Annotated in this window: 13 protein-coding genes; 5 read left to right on the forward strand and 8 right to left on the reverse strand. The window is 47.5% G+C overall.

Going from position 1 to position 14,767, the window contains the following annotated elements; all coding sequences use genetic code 11:
• From EBR25_09740 to EBR25_09765, 6 genes are all read right to left on the reverse strand, one after another.
• Positions 1-888: hypothetical protein (locus EBR25_09740; GenBank protein ID NBW41262.1), on the reverse strand; the 888-nt coding region annotated here is incomplete at its 3' end.
• A 579-nt stretch (positions 889-1,467) separates the two neighbouring features.
• The gene (locus tag EBR25_09745; GenBank protein ID NBW41263.1) at positions 1,468-2,274 is read right to left on the reverse strand and encodes a thymidylate synthase; all 807 of its coding nucleotides are present in this window, start codon (positions 2,272-2,274) and stop codon (positions 1,468-1,470) included.
• A gap of 5 nt (positions 2,275-2,279) precedes the next feature.
• A complete protein-coding gene (locus EBR25_09750; GenBank protein NBW41264.1) occupies positions 2,280-4,280 on the reverse strand; it encodes a thioredoxin domain-containing protein in 2,001 nt (666 codons plus the stop codon).
• A gap of 15 nt (positions 4,281-4,295) precedes the next feature.
• The gene (locus EBR25_09755; GenBank protein NBW41265.1) at positions 4,296-4,781 is read right to left on the reverse strand and encodes a YajQ family cyclic di-GMP-binding protein; all 486 of its coding nucleotides are present in this window, start codon (positions 4,779-4,781) and stop codon (positions 4,296-4,298) included.
• A 111-nt stretch (positions 4,782-4,892) separates the two neighbouring features.
• Positions 4,893-5,642 (reverse strand): hypothetical protein, encoded by a 750-nt coding sequence (locus EBR25_09760; GenBank protein ID NBW41266.1) that lies wholly within the window; start codon positions 5,640-5,642, stop codon positions 4,893-4,895.
• 78 nt (positions 5,643-5,720) lie between these two features.
• A complete protein-coding gene (locus EBR25_09765) occupies positions 5,721-6,986 on the reverse strand; it encodes an aminotransferase class V-fold PLP-dependent enzyme (protein NBW41267.1) in 1,266 nt (421 codons plus the stop codon).
• A 164-nt stretch (positions 6,987-7,150) separates the two neighbouring features.
• On the opposite strand from EBR25_09765, the gene EBR25_09770 reads away from it, so the two are divergent.
• The 5 genes from EBR25_09770 to EBR25_09790 all read left to right on the forward strand — a co-directional run bounded on the left by EBR25_09770 (position 7,151) and on the right by EBR25_09790 (position 11,590).
• Positions 7,151-8,044 carry a hypothetical protein gene (locus tag EBR25_09770; protein ID NBW41268.1) on the forward strand — a complete coding sequence of 298 codons (894 nt, stop codon included), beginning with the start codon at positions 7,151-7,153 and terminating at the stop codon, positions 8,042-8,044.
• Between the two features lie 115 nt (positions 8,045-8,159).
• Positions 8,160-9,203, forward strand: a complete 1,044-nt coding sequence (locus tag EBR25_09775; GenBank protein NBW41269.1) for a transporter — start codon at positions 8,160-8,162, stop codon at positions 9,201-9,203.
• 768 nt (positions 9,204-9,971) lie between these two features.
• The gene (locus tag EBR25_09780; GenBank protein ID NBW41270.1) at positions 9,972-10,520 is read left to right on the forward strand and encodes a hypothetical protein; all 549 of its coding nucleotides are present in this window, start codon (positions 9,972-9,974) and stop codon (positions 10,518-10,520) included.
• Positions 10,521-10,657: 137 nt separating this feature from the next.
• Positions 10,658-10,957: a hypothetical protein gene (locus EBR25_09785; protein ID NBW41271.1), complete on the forward strand. Its 300-nt coding sequence runs from the start codon at positions 10,658-10,660 to the stop codon at positions 10,955-10,957.
• 231 nt (positions 10,958-11,188) lie between these two features.
• Positions 11,189-11,590: a hypothetical protein gene (locus EBR25_09790; protein NBW41272.1), complete on the forward strand. Its 402-nt coding sequence runs from the start codon at positions 11,189-11,191 to the stop codon at positions 11,588-11,590.
• Between the two features lie 153 nt (positions 11,591-11,743).
• On the opposite strand, the gene EBR25_09795 is transcribed toward EBR25_09790, so the two are convergent.
• Entirely contained in the window at positions 11,744-12,109 is a 366-nt protein-coding gene (locus EBR25_09795) for a hypothetical protein (protein NBW41273.1), read from the reverse strand.
• A 171-nt stretch (positions 12,110-12,280) separates the two neighbouring features.
• A complete protein-coding gene (locus tag EBR25_09800) occupies positions 12,281-14,407 on the reverse strand; it encodes a cation-translocating P-type ATPase (GenBank protein ID NBW41274.1) in 2,127 nt (708 codons plus the stop codon).
• Between the last annotated feature and the right edge of the window lie 360 nt (positions 14,408-14,767).

The following is a 14,767-nucleotide window of genomic DNA, read 5'->3' on the forward strand; positions in this document are numbered from 1 at the left end:
TACGATAAAATCATCAAAGCCATCGCCATTAACATCGCCCGCACCTGAGACGGACCAGCCGAAGTGAATCCCTCCACTATCACCATCTAACGCATAAAGTACGGAACCATCAAATCCTGAATAGACTTTTACACTTCCAGAAAGCGAGCCATTATTATCATCTCCATTAGCTCCGACCATAAAGTCCCCAAAGCCGTCACCGTTTACATCGCCTGCATCTGAAACGGATCTCCCGAATGAATCATCTACATTATCGCCAACGTAAGAGTAGAGAACCGTGCCATTAAAGCCTGAGTAGACTGTGGCTCTACCAGCGTTGTTGTTTCCAGTGCTGTCATCGTTAGGGGCTCCAATAATTAAATCTGCAAAGCCGTCACCGTTCACATCCCCTGCTCCTGAGACTGACCAGCCGAAGTAGCTATTGACGACTCCTCCTCCAAATCCATGGAGGATTGTGCCATCAAAACCTGAGTAGACTCGTGCACTACCTGTATTGGAACTACCAGTCAGTGGAGCTCCAACAATGAAATCATCAAACCCATCACCGTTCACATCGCCTGCTCCTGAGACCGAATAGCCGAATCTGTCATCAGCACTCCCTCCGTTGTAGGTATAGAGAATTGCGCCATCAAACCCAGAAAGAACACGCGCACTACCAGACAAGAATCCGTTATTTTCGTCTCCCCAAGCTCCGACAATCAGATCATCATATCCATCCCCATTCACATCACCCGCACCTGAGACTGAATAGCCAAGCCAATCCTGTGCATCATCACCATTAAAGGTGTAGAGGGTCTCGTAAGCGTTCCCTGTTTGAGCAAAAGAGGGGCATGAAAATAAGAATGGGACGAAAGAAATAAAAATAAGAATAATCAATCGCTGGAACATTTGTAAGAGCTCTCCGTACTTAATACTACCACCGCAAAAGTCTTCCCTCGCGGACTCTTCTCACTGCGTAAGGTTTCTAAGAGAATGGGACGGGAGTGCCAGTAATGCGAAGTATTCACTCTGTACAGTTGCTACTATCAGCAGCTACTATCAGCGACGCTAAACTTCACCTGAATGCCCAAGAAATCCCCACCAAAACCCCAGCAATATAATAGCTATTGAATACCTCTAATCAAATTGAATTTCATAGAGAAAAGGCTCGAAGCACTCATTCATCTCAAAGCCCAAAAAAATTCAGGGACTTATAAATCAACAGATAAACGTAGCCTCGTCTTACGATCAAACCATAATCGTAACACGTACCGAGCAGAAACGGCTGGTATGATTGATTATTTGATGTTGGTAAACTTGTTCAGAACGAGGAATAAGAGCTAAAAAAACTTTCGACTGGATATCTTTGATTCAGTTCGAGAATGCAGACGAAGTGATGCGTGCTCTCACGGATCTCGAAAGAGTGGCAAATCTCCTCGGATCTAGTCCATGGATTTCTACGGTGCGTACGTTTTGCGAGCGATACTCCTATACCGCTATCTTGAACTTTATATGCGGATGCGCCTCATAGCCCTCTATCGAAATATCCTCATACTCGAATTCAAAGATATCTCTGACTTCAGGGTTGAGAGTTACACGAGGTAACGGCAATGGCTCTCGGTTAATCTGCTCTCTTGCCCCCTCAACATGATTTGAATAAATGTGCACGTCACCAAAGGTATGGATGAACTCATACGGCACTAAATTCGTTACCTGCGCTACCATCATCAACAATAAAGAGTAACTCGCTATGTTAAAGGGAACCCCCAACATGAGATCGGCTGAACGCTGGTAAAGCTGTAAACTCAACCGATCACCCTTCACATAAAACTGCATTAAAGAATGACACCCCTGAGGCGAAACCTTTGGTTGATCAGCCGGATTATACGCAACCACTAAGTGACGCCGACTATACGGATCCTCCTTGAGCCTTTGAATCAGATTGGTTATTTGATCAACTTCCCCATCTGGCCCCTCCCAACGCCGCCATAATTTTCCGTAAATGGGTCCAAGCTCTCCCGATTCATCCGCCCACTCATCCCAAATCGTTACTCCACGCTCGTTTAGCCACTTCGTATTCGTGCTCCCCTTAAGAAACCAGAGCAACTCAATGATTATCGAACGCAAATGTAACTTCTTCGTAGTGACCATTGGAAAACCGTCCGCCATTAAGAAACGTAATTGCCTTCCAAAAACAGAATAAGTCCCAACCCCAGTTCTATCAGTTCGGAATCCACCCTCATCAGGTGCGCCGTTGTCTAAAACATCACGTACAAGTGTTAGATACTGGTCCACTAGCCTTACTCCTCCTCAAGTTTTGCCCTAATCTCGCCCAGATCATGACTCGGGGTCAAGCACCGCCCGTCCTCACAGAGATAAAAAATGGATGAATCACTTTCTCCCGTAGCAAGCTCTTTCAAGGCTGGAATCAGAGCGTAGTCCTCCCCGTGAGAAAGTACAGCAAAAATCGACAATTGAGCCCGAAACGGTGCAAATTCTCTTACGACTTCGGTTCGATCGTCTTCGGAAGCTGCCATTACCACTAACTCCTTTCCGTTGGAGACGCTCAACCCAGCCATAACAGCCGTCGGAGCTGCACTTGGAGCACGCTCAAAAACTCGCTGGTATCCCTCCTGAAGTCTCTCTCTCTTCAAACGCAAGGTCTCATCCCAAAAATAGAGCGATAATCTGTGGAGATTGGAAATGCTCGCCGCATTTCCACTCGGAATCGGGCCATCGAATAAAGGATATCGCTCTACGATCAAATCAGCTGCAACACTAAACCTATACAGCCCCTCCTTCTCACTCCAAAATAGTTCATCCTGCTTTTTCTGAAAATTACGCGCCTTCAAAAGCCACTTCGGTTGACCCGTCAGTTCAAAAAGTTCTATCAAAGCTGAGATGACAAACGCGTAATCCTCCAGACATCCTACACCGCCTCGTCTCTCACCTTTCGCAGAGCTGGTACAGAGCTCATCAGCGTCTCCTCCGAGATCTATCAGAAAGCTCCCTAGCTCCTGAGCCCTCTTCTTATAAATCGGCTCATTCAGAACAAATGCCGCCTCTACAAGCGCCGTTAATAAGAGCCCGTTCCAAGCCGTGAGGATCTTTGTGTCCCGATGCGGGCGTTCACGATAAGAGCGAAGCCGTTGTAAGGTTGCCTTCGATGAGAATGGGAATCGGCTCTTCCACGGTGAAAATTTCTGAAGAAATAAAACCGTTCGCCCTTCAAAGTTCCCCTCTGGCAGAATCTCAAAGCGTTGAGAGAGTCCTAAGAACTCATCAGCCGTGAGCGCGTGCTTCAACGCATCATAATCCCAAAGATAAAACTCACCCTCTCTACCAACTTCCCCCGCATCTTCAGCAGCATAATATGCTCCACATGCAGCATCACGCATCTCAGTCTCAAGATACTCAAGTGTTTCTCGAGCGACTTCCAGAAAGTCATCACGGTCAAGCACTCTACCAGCTTTCAGATACGTAGTGGCCAGTAATGCGTTGTCATACAGCATCTTTTCGAAGTGTGGCACTTTCCACTCAGCATCAACTGAATATCGAGCAAACCCTCCGCCAAGATGATCATACAACCCACCCGCTGCCATCCGCTCAAGAGAACACTCAAGCGCACCCCGAGCTTCCTCTTCACCAGTCAGACGATAGAAATCAGCATAGACGTCCAACAGCCTTGCAGATGGAAACTTTGGAGCCTGTCCAAAGCCACCCCATACAGAGTCGTAACGCTTTAGTGACTCCTCAACGGAACGCCTGGCTGCCTGCAAAGGCTCGGTGCGAGCCGTAGCACTTGGTGCGGTCTCAAACTGAATAGCCGAAGTAACTCGATCCGCTGCTGCTTCAATCTTCTCTCTATCTGACTGCCACCGACTTGATACCTCTTTCAGAAGCGGGATGAACTGCTCGCGCGCAATATACGTGCCCGCCCAAAACGGCCGTCGGTCACCCGTTAAGAAAACACTCATTGGCCAACCGCCGTGACCCGTCATACCCACAAGTGCATCCATGTAAATCTGGTCAATATCGGGGCGCTCCTCTCGGTCTACCTTGATTGAGATAAATTTTCCGTTCAAAGCGTCCGCTACTTCCTGGTGCTCAAAGCACTCCTGCTCCATCACATGACACCAATAACAAGTCGAATATCCAATAGAGAGAAAGACTGGCAAATCCCGCTGACGGGCAGAGGCAAACGCCTCTTCTCCCCACGGAAACCACCAGATTGGATTGTTAGCATGCTGCAAGAGGTAGGGGCTTACCTCAGTTCCCAGCTTGTTAAGATTGTCATTCATAACCGAGCGTTCGCACTAATCTCTAAAATTCGTGAACTGGAGCTCAAGATCTGGCGCCTCCTCACGAAGCACCGCCATCACCGATTGGAGATCGTCTCGCTTCTTTCCGGTTACCCTGAGCTGCTCTCCTTGGATCTGAGACTGTACCTTCATCTTCTTCGACTTTATAAGCTTCACCATTTTGCGAAGCTCTTCATCCTTCAGCCCATTTTTTACCCGCACGATCTGCCGGAGCATATCTCCTCCAGCAGGCTTTGCTTCTTCAAAATCTAACAACTTTAAACTCACATTACGCTTTGCCAATTTCAGCTTTAGGATCTCAACAACTGCCTTTAGCCGCATCTGATCATCGGCAAGCATGGTAATCTCTAGCTCGTTAAGACTAAGACTCGCCTTGCTTCCCTTAAAGTCATACCGCGTCTGCATCTCTCGCACAGCTTGATCTACTGCATTTCTCACTTCGTGTTGATCCGCTTCACTTACGACATCGAATGAAGGCATAGGTCCTCTCCTTGCAAATCTTTCCGTTCTCTCCCTCTTGTAATTAACACAAGACAAATTTCAGAAGCCACTGGAAATAGCTAAATTATCGGCATCCGATAATCCGTAGCACTACATCCTCGCTGAAACAGGTAAAAAAACTGTCGGTTGTCCCACTTGTAATGAGAAACTGAATCCCACTTGCGCTGGATCGTTAAACAGAACATGACTTATTTCCTCTATTGAGGATGGTGGTCTGCCATCTGAGAGTAGCACCTCAAGATCGTTCACCGCTCCTTCAGATAACCGTTCTGAGAAGAGCAAGACTCTATCGCCCGGCTCAACAGGCACGTTGGCAATATCAACAGAAACGAGAGAGTTTGTTCCGAGGTAATTCTCGGTGGGTACTTGCTCTAAACTTTTTTCTGCCTCAAAAAAAGGAAATAAACTCCCCTCCCGCAGAAGGTACGCAGGGCCACTTCCAACTCTGCCGACACAGAAAGAAGCGCCCCCATCAGAATTCGGAATATAAACAAGCGACATGAACACCGCCGCCAATCGTCCTCCCGCAGCCAAGCTGTGTCCAAATTGATACACACTTCGATTCGCCTCTCGGAAGGCATTTTCTATCGCGGCAACACTCGAATCCTCTCTGCTTTTTGTGGGAGCATTCCGCGTAAAATAATCCAATAATGCTTGAGAGAAATGTGCCAAAGCAAGGCGACATGCCACCCGACTTCCAATACTCTCATGAGCAGCGCACGAGCCCGCCATAACGGTACACCCAGGTTCTCCGACAGGATTGAAAAATACATAGCTCGAACTCTCTAGCGATCTTTCTGGCCCCCGAAAAACAAGGCACTCTGTATGTGAAGAAATCATACTGGTGAGTATACACCATTCCTGCCCCAAATTGGCGAGATATCATTTTGTGGTCACAGAGGAAATCTTCGGAAAATCCTATCGAAACATCGACCGAGCTCGCTCTATTGCCTCTAGCAGACGGTCAACGTCTGCTCTTACCGAGTACAAACCAAAACTCAACCGCGTCGTAGCTGGCAAACCGAGCGATTTCATCGCCGGCATGACACAGTGATGCCCAGCCCGCACTTGTACGCCATGAGAGTCGGCAATGGTTGCCATGTCGTGAGGATGCACTTCGTCGACGAGAAATGAAATGATGGCTCCTTGATCGCGCTCCAGAGGACCAACTAAACGCACCCCGTCGCACTGACGCATTCGTTCTACTGCGTACTCATATAAAGCCTGCTCCGCCTCAACCACGGCGTGCTTACTATTAAGCTCTGTCAGCTTCTCAAGGGTAGCGATAAAACTTATCACCTCTGCTATCGGCGGGGTGCCTGCTTCAAAGCGCGCAGGGATATCAGCCCACGTGGTGAACTCCGAGGTGACCTCTCCTATCATTCCGCCACCAAAGGTGCTTGGGGAAAGCTCTTCAAGCAACTCTCCTCTTCCAATTAAAACACCGAGTCCCGTCGGCCCATAAAGCTTATGTGCTGAAAAAAACACGAAGTCTGCGTCCATCGCACCGACATCGATTCCTCCATGGACAACACTCTGGGTCACATCAACCACTGATATACAGCCCACCTTCTTGCACTCAGCTACAAGCTCATTCACTGGCGTAATCGTCCCAAAGGCATTAGACATCGCTGTAAACGCTGCAATACGTGGACGTTCATTGTTCAAACGATTGGCAAAGTCTGAAATATCAATCTCGGCATTTGCATTGATGCCGACCACAGAAAAGCGACTCTTCGTTTTGCGCGCTAATTGTTGCCACGGAACGAAATTACTATGGTGCTCAAGGCACGTGGTAAGAATTGTGTTGTTCTCATCGATAAGACTCTCTTCCAGGCCACGAGCCACCACGTTTGCACTCTCAGTTGCTCCAGAGGTAAAAATCACCTCATATGATGATGGGACATTACAAAAGGAGCGAATCACATCTCGCCCCAAACTATAATTCTCCGATGCAGTCACACTCAGTCCGTACGCCCCACGATGGACGTTGGAATGTTCAGATGACAGGTAGCTGGTCAGTCGCTCAATACACGCATCGAGCTTAAGGGCGGAAGCAGCGGAATCAAGATAAGCGGAGTCCACTCCTCTCGCTGAGGAAAAGAACGGAAAGTGCTCTCTCATGAGATAGCCCAGCTCTTCTCCCGTCGAGTGCTGAGCCAATGCCGAAGATTTATTGCGCATTTTTATGGACTTACTCCTGTAAACTCCTAGCGAATTATCCCTCTATTCGCCACCGATAAGCAAATTCCCATTTAAAATATACAGAGATGCCGTAGTAAATCGCTAAATCTTCGATTTTATTATCGCGCTTGCCTGTAGGTCCTTAGCGGTATTCAATAGTTACGATGAGTAAACAACAAAATACAACAAGGATTCTTATCAGCGGGCTACTGGTCTTGGTGGTCGCTTATGGCATCCTTCTATCGCTCAGAAACACCTCAGAGAAAGTACGCGCAATAACTCTCGACGAATATCAAGCAGCCCTAAAGGAGAGTAAGTTCTCAAAGGCACAACTCATGACGGAAGAGTATGCAACCTTGTTCCGTGCTACAGACCTCTTAGCCATTCCACCGTTCCAGCGAAGACAGGTCGATCAACTCGAGCGTGAGCGGTTGATGCTTGAACAAATCGGCACGCTACTCGAGGCTCTTCAACAAAAACCTATTGATAGCACTACCGTAGAGCCATTAATCCTTGTCCTTGCACAGAACTCTGAGAACACCGATCTCAGTCCACTGGTAAAGGAGATGTATCCGCTCCAAGAAAAGCTCCTACTCTATGAAAATGAGCTCAAACAGAACACACAGACTGAAGAAGGCATCTGGAGCAGAATAACGTTATTAAAAAATGACTTCCGAGAGCTGCTCCAGCTCCCAATTCCAACCGAGGAACAGGAGGAGTCAATCGAACTCTACCGAAAAGGTTTTCTGAGTGGACTTCCTATTGTGCCCGAGCTTGAGACTCCACCAGAAACCTCAAGAGAGCTCGCTGACAGATTAAACGCTCTTCAGGTCCCCCTTCCGTCGCTGACGGCACAAGAATTTAATCAGCGACTTTCAAACCTAAGGATATCACTCTCGCAGACAATTCAGGAGCTTGATAGAAACAACGAACGGAACGAAGAACTCTCGGAAGCATTAAAAAATCTCGGGAGTTCGCTTGCGACACACTACCAGGATATCCGGGAACAACTCCTTATGAACACTCTTACCCTAAACAAAGACTCCTCCATGCCCTAATTCACTCCTTGAAAAACGGATAAAAACTCACGGCGTCTTGTAAATCAACCACGGAAAGGATAAGAAAAGCCTATAAAGTGTAGTCTCATACTCTGAGTAAATCTGCGGAATAAACATGTTTGACACTCTCCTGAGCTCAGCTTTCTCTAAGCTCGCCTCTGCAACCTTCATGATTGCGGTTGCCATACACTCTGCCGCTCTCGCTGATATCAATTCATCTGATCAGTGGCTGCAAGAACGCCCAGACGGGCACGCTCCGATCGGAGTTATGGGAGACCACACTCATACTGAAGGTGAGTTCATGTTCTCATACCGGTATATGGCAATGGACATGGAAGGAAACCGCAGTGGAAAAAGCAGAGTAAGCCCATCAGAAGTGCTTCAAGACTACATGGTTTCGCCAACTCGAATGGAAATGAAAATGCATATGTTTGGTGGAATGTATGCTCCTTCAGACACTATCACTCTCATGGCAATGCTTCCTCTTCTTGAACTTTCCATGGATCACGTAACCCGAATGGGCTCTGAATTCTCTACGAGAACATCTGGATTGGGAGATATTCAAATCAGTGCGCTTTGGAAGATTGTTGAAGAACGCTCGCACCAAGTACACATCAATGCCGGAATAAGTCTTCCGACTGGAAACATCAAAGAACGTGGAAACACTCCTGCTGGAGCCGATATGAAGCTCCCCTATCCAATGCAGCTAGGTTCTGGGACTTTCGACCTCCGCCCAGGAATCACGTACAACGGCAAAACGACGAGAGTATCATGGGGAGCACAAAGTCTTGGAACCTTACGGCTTGGAGAGAATGGAGAGGACTATACTCTTGGAGACCGCATTGAAGCTTCAGTATGGGGAGCAGTTCTCTTGAGCGACTGGTTAAGCGGCTCATTACGAGGTCGATGGCACAGTTGGGATGATATTAGCGGAAATGACAGCGAACTGAATCCAATGATGGTGCCAACTGCCGTCCCAACTCTTCGGGGTGGTGAGATCTATGAGCTCGGACTTGGATTTAACCTCCTTGTTCCAAATGGGTCACTAGAAGGACTACGATTAGCCTTTGAAGTACTCTACCCCATAGACCAACACTTAGACGGGCCTCAGCTCGAGACCGATCTTACCTATACTTTCGGTATCCAAAGGTCTTTTTAAGGGTAATCCCCAGCCTCTTTATTGCCTTAGTCGAACCTCGCATCATGAGCCGCCTCTCTATGCGCTCCTTTGCCAACCCGTGAAGAAAACGACTCTACACCGCTTAAAATGAGTCTCAGGCTGGTGCGAGATGGGATTCTTTGTCTTTTTTGTCATGTTTCATCGAGATAAGACCTTCTAACTATTTGATTATACATAGCTAAAAGTTTTTTTTCTCTGGTGTATTTTTTCGTTGACTAGCTAGTGAGCACCCTGTAGCTTCTCGGGTCTGCGATGCGCACCGCTTGCAGCACATTTGGGGGTCAAAGCGAACAAAGTGTTTAGCTTCTTCTCTTCCAAAGATTGCTGATAGCGTCGTGTTAAATCAATAGGTTAGCTCTCTTAAAGAAGTTCGATGGCAGCTCTTTAAGAAGACGACAAAGCTGGTTTACTGGATTAGCGGGCTGGTTGTGTTAATGGGCTGGTTGGAATGACTGGTGTCATATTCGGCGAGACTGAAGGCAGCGAAACTTTCTACTGTTCGATTTTAAAGGTCAGATGTTGAGCAACGGAAGGAGCTCGGCTCTTGAAGGGATGCGTCCCTGGAGAAGGGGGTCGCACTTAAGGGTGGCGCAGTAAAGGGAATTAACGATAAACTGTTGGCGGTCTCCAATTTCGGTAGACCAGCTAGATTCTAAAAACTTAGAATTCGGCAGGCCGAAAGATTTTAAAAACGTGTGGGAAGCTTCAGGTACAAATTCTTGAAAGCCTCCCATCGGTAGTGAGCTTGTGAATACAGCTTGGCTTGCACTGAAGGCATTTGAACAGGCTGGCACGAGAAAGAAAAGAATGAAGAAAAAGAAGTCACAGAAAGGGATGTCACCCCACCTGATGGGAACGAGCCAAAGCGCTCGTACCACTCGTGTTGTGCCAGCTCCAAGTATGGCTGCTCGCCGTCACGGGGGCGCAGCTCTCTGTCTCTTCTCACATGCAACCTCTTCTCGCTCCTTCTCGTCAACACGCTCCTTCTCTTCAACAAAGGCACTCTCTGAAAAAGCAGAGCAAGCGCAAACAAACAAATCTCATAACTCCACATCATTAACATCAGCAGGCAGACACCTATCGGACAACACGACACTTTCGTTAGTTGGTCCTGAAAGAGCAGCTGCTGAGTTCATGGGTGTAGGAGCAAGGGAAGAAATCAGGAGGAACGATCCTCCTGGATTGAGTCCAACAGTATTGTGGGGCGCTCTCTACGCGGGAGACTCCAGACTGCGGGGCAAAAGATTCAATTCGTTTTGGATTACCGAAACCGGCCCGAGGAACTTTCTTAACTAACAACGCAGGTAAAAAAGAGCAGATAGAAACGCTCTTCACGAGTGTCAAACAGCACTGCGCTTGCGAAAAAGTTAAGAATGACTCCAAAGAGACGGCAGAGGCAAATAGGAATTTTTACTTAATAAGGAAAAAACACTATGAAATTTTGGTCAAATGCAGATACACCGAGCGAAAATACTCAAGTTCCAGAGCGTCGACTCCTCGCTGCAGTTCTTCAAAGAGCCATCACCGATTACCTCACAGGGGACGGAGATCTTCGGGATAGCGCTGAAGCATGGCTTATCCATGACTTACCAGAAGATGCGCCCCTCTCATTTAAATTTATTTGTGAAGCACTCGATTTAGACTATCCAAGCCTCAAGGAAGCTATTCGCTCTCAAGGCTCAACAGATACGAACTCAGACGTCAGTTCAATCTGCCAACAAGCAGCTAACTAACTGTTTGATCTAGGTTCAGTAGTCTATTTCCTTAGGGACATAGACCAAAAATCGATTAAAAACGCACTGAATGAGCTCGCTCTTCAGTGCGTTTTTCTTTCTTCACAGAGAGCATCCAACCGAAGAATTCAGAGACCATCTCTCTCTTATCTTCTCCCCACCGAATGAACTTTCGGAAACGTATCAGCAAAATAACCGCGAAACAGGTCAACTTTTGGCGAAAAAGTGCCGATGATCCATTGGGGTGAAAGAGCTATCTTTCGCCCTTTTTGTATGGGTGATAATCTGAAAATCGCAGACGGTTCATCCAACATTTACGTTAAGTCTAGAGGTGGTATCGAGGAGGCCAAACCCCTTATGAATCCTTCATCATCAAAAGGAAATCGACCAGAACTTTGGGCCAAGTTTCTCGATCACCTAGATGAAAAGCTTCAGCTTGGACTCCTAGACCAAATGAAGAGAGTGCAATCATATCATTTCGAAGCAGACATTCTCTATATTCAACCATCATCCGAATCGGACTATGAATACTTGAAAGGAAGTTCCCACTTTCAGCAACTTGAGATCCTCGCTCAAGCCGCATTGCAGGTCGATCGAGTGAAGCTCACTCATCCTGATGATGAGGCAAAGTAGCCACTGTCTGAACTTCTTTAGTAGCTACCTTCTGGGAGATGGTGTCTTTGATTCTTGATTTTTTATTACTCCATCAGGAAGAAGAGATATAAAACACATTAGACTCTGCTCTCTTGCGAGAAACATTTTCTCTCATGCGATGTTCACTGACCTTTAAGTACTACGCCGCACTCGCTTCCACTCAAACGACTGGCTGCTCGCCGCATTCGTCAGCCCTGTGCGTAGGTACTCCGCATTTATTCCTAATCCCTCACACACATTATTAAAGGAAAAAATATACTCATGGTCTTCACGCGACACCCAACGAACCGCCTCTTCGTACTTCTTCTGGTCTCTATCCGTATCCGCACAAATAAAGTTCATATAGGCCTGTATTCCATCAAATAGAATCGCGGACATCAGTGTTCGCTCAGGGCCCCGTGCCGTGCCAGCCTCTTCATCAAACCCCTCAGAGAAATGAAGTGAAGTTGCTGCAGACGTGTCATAGCCAAACTCTAAGGGATGGGACCAAGTACTCATATCCTCCTCCTGTAGATCTATTAAAATACAAGCTCTCTACCGTTAATGATGGAAAACTAAGGCAAACGATGCGCAAGGACTAACAAAAGATATAGAATGCAGTCAGATACATGATAAAAATGATTGCTCAATACAGAAAAAAACAGTGCTGAACGCTCGGTGTAGCCTGTCTTATACGTGGCTTGGAGCAGGAGACGTTCGAAACATCATCAGTCGATAGAGAGCCAAAAGAGAAATCACAGTGACCGAGACAACTCCAAACACTTGACTGACCTCGAAGAGACCGAAAGCAGAAGTCAAGACTCCCCCCAATACGAGAAGCACTGCAAGAATCGCCACCACAGCTCTCATCCAGTAAAAAAGCCGTGATAAGACTATCAGACGCCTTACCGGAGAGATCCGTCTGTTCACCAACAAAATGCCTGGAAAGGAGACGTTCCACAATGTTTCACGAAACCACGTCATCGCAAGTACCGGCGCTTGCTCATCATGCTCTTCACCCGATTGATGGAGTCCGCAATCTTCAGAGAACTGTCCCTCCTCTGGTGAAAGTAAGACGTAGAGGGTGTCTTCTTCCCCCTCCTCTCGCTTTGATTCACTCACTTCGGAATCGCGGATATCCACTAACTCAAATCCAAGAGTCTCTCCAAGCTCGTCTAACTCGACAGGGTCTACATCAATACCCTCTAAAATTGGTCTGATGTGCTGCTTTCGAAGCGCCTGGATGAGCTTTGGCATCTCTGCGAAAAAAGGAGGCTCTATAAGAAAGGAACCTACTACTTCATTCCCAACGGCCAGATACAGCCTCGTAGTAAAATCAGCTTGTTCATAGAACGCCTCCGAGACCTCAAGATGAATTCCGTGCTCAAGCAGCGCGTCCTCAGTACCCACCAAAAACTGAGCCCCCTGAACGGATCCGCTCATCAGCTGTCGTTCGCTTTCCTCTTCCTCAATTCGAAAAAGCTCTGGTCGTGGTGAACACTCGAAGCAATAGTCCCGAACCGCAGTAAAGAAAGGATCTTCACTGTTTCGAAGGATTCCAAAAACGATCCCAAACAAACGGGGAAGGTCAATCCGCTCATCGATTAATTGAAAGTCCCGCACTACAGCGGAACCAATCAAGGGGCTCTGCGAGCCTATTCTAAACACAACCGTTTGAACTTTGCGTAAGCCCTGAAAGATGCGAAAGTCCCGGATTACTACACCACTTTCAAAAAAACGACGAGCAAATCCGTTCCTCAACCCACTCCACAACAAGATCAGCTCAAAAGCGGGAGCAAGAGCAAACACTCCCAACACGAGATTTAACTCAAGTGGAACGGCAATCACCCCGCCAAAGAGTTGCAACATGAGCCAGGACAACGCTGCTACTGCCAGCCCCAGAAAAATGGCTTGAACAACTCGATAAGAGCCTAAAACATCGGCGTCTTCCTCTTTTAAAAAGTGATTCGCCTGAACACTCACCCACTCTTGAGCTGGATTGCTCTCTTCTGACCGTAAACGAGTCCCCTCTACGGTTCCCTTCAACATGAGGGCCCCAGCGGGTAGTTCGTCTCCGGCCTGGCGCAAAAGAGGAGTTTCACTCTTGCCTCCTGCCCTCGGACGAATAAGACACAATCCGCGTGTTACTTGCATTCGGTAGGGCACCGTATTCCCTGCCGTGAGCCGACTGCCGTGATCTCCTGAAAGCTCACGCCTTAGCTCTTCGTTTTCTCCGTAAAGCTGTTCATCCCCGTTAACAATGCCCCGAATAGAGAGATACAGTTTCTCCCGAAACGCCACGAACCAGGCAGCGCAAAATAGTATCCATACGCTTTGATGACATAGCTGTTGAGTGAACTCATCCATCAACCCCCACAAAAAGACCTGCTTGATCGAGAGTAAGGTTACGATACTTGCCAACGAGACAAGAACAAGATTCGCTCCATACGGATAGCGTGAAGAACTTTTTCCTGCGACCCACTCTTTCCAAAGCGCCACAGTCACACTAAAGGCAAGCAACAGAAGCAATACGCTAAAAACTGATGTCGTGGTGCCACCGCGGATGCCTGAATTTTCAGCCATGCCATTCGGCTCAAAGAAGATCTGCGATGTCTGAAATAGAACTAAATTGATAGCCGCAAAAGAAGACAACCACAGGGACCAGCGAAGGGAGAAAATCTCACTCCAAGAGAGGGAAGATGATTCGTTACTTTCGTCAGATGGCACTTGTTCTCGAATAGCCGAACCAGCATCGCCCTCGAGTTGTTGTGGCTCATAGTCAAAGAGCACACTCTGCTTCATTTCTCCCACGAACATTCCCTTCAAAAGGATTAAGAGGTGATCACACGACGTTTATACACCGTAAGATATAACGGTGTCACGAAGAGTTTCACTTATCGATAAAGGTGTCCGCTCGGCCCTCTATGAGCTTGGCCCTCAGAGACAAAGCTCTCCTTCGCCAGGGAAGATAAAGATGGCGATAGACGAAGCTAGCGGACTACAGGTTTATGGCGGGCTGGAACAGCAGGACAAACAACTACACCGCATATAAAACTACACCGCACACAAAGCTACAGCATGGATAACTCGACACAGGGGATGGAAGACACTGTGGATAAAGGACGCTATGGATAGACGACACGGAAACTGACGCTTCCTTCTCGCTTTCTATTCAGC

The organism is bacterium (genome assembly GCA_009926305.1).
Classification (GTDB): domain Bacteria; phylum Bdellovibrionota_C; class UBA2361; order UBA2361; family RFPC01; genus RFPC01.

Coding starts and splice junctions, on each gene's coding strand:
- EBR25_09775 (NBW41269.1), top strand. CDS start 8,160: ATGTTTGACACTCTCCTGAGCTCAGCTTTCTCTAAGCTCGCCTCTGCA.
- EBR25_09765 (NBW41267.1), bottom strand. CDS start 6,986: ATGCGCAATAAATCTTCGGCATTGGCTCAGCACTCGACGGGAGAAGAG.
- EBR25_09750 (NBW41264.1), bottom strand. CDS start 4,280: ATGAATGACAATCTTAACAAGCTGGGAACTGAGGTAAGCCCCTACCTC.
- EBR25_09755 (NBW41265.1), bottom strand. CDS start 4,781: ATGCCTTCATTCGATGTCGTAAGTGAAGCGGATCAACACGAAGTGAGA.
- EBR25_09770 (NBW41268.1), top strand. CDS start 7,151: ATGAGTAAACAACAAAATACAACAAGGATTCTTATCAGCGGGCTACTG.
- EBR25_09760 (NBW41266.1), bottom strand. CDS start 5,642: ATGATTTCTTCACATACAGAGTGCCTTGTTTTTCGGGGGCCAGAAAGA.
- EBR25_09790 (NBW41272.1), top strand. CDS start 11,189: ATGATCCATTGGGGTGAAAGAGCTATCTTTCGCCCTTTTTGTATGGGT.
- EBR25_09800 (NBW41274.1), bottom strand. CDS start 14,407: ATGTTCGTGGGAGAAATGAAGCAGAGTGTGCTCTTTGACTATGAGCCA.
- EBR25_09795 (NBW41273.1), bottom strand. CDS start 12,109: ATGAGTACTTGGTCCCATCCCTTAGAGTTTGGCTATGACACGTCTGCA.
- EBR25_09785 (NBW41271.1), top strand. CDS start 10,658: ATGAAATTTTGGTCAAATGCAGATACACCGAGCGAAAATACTCAAGTT.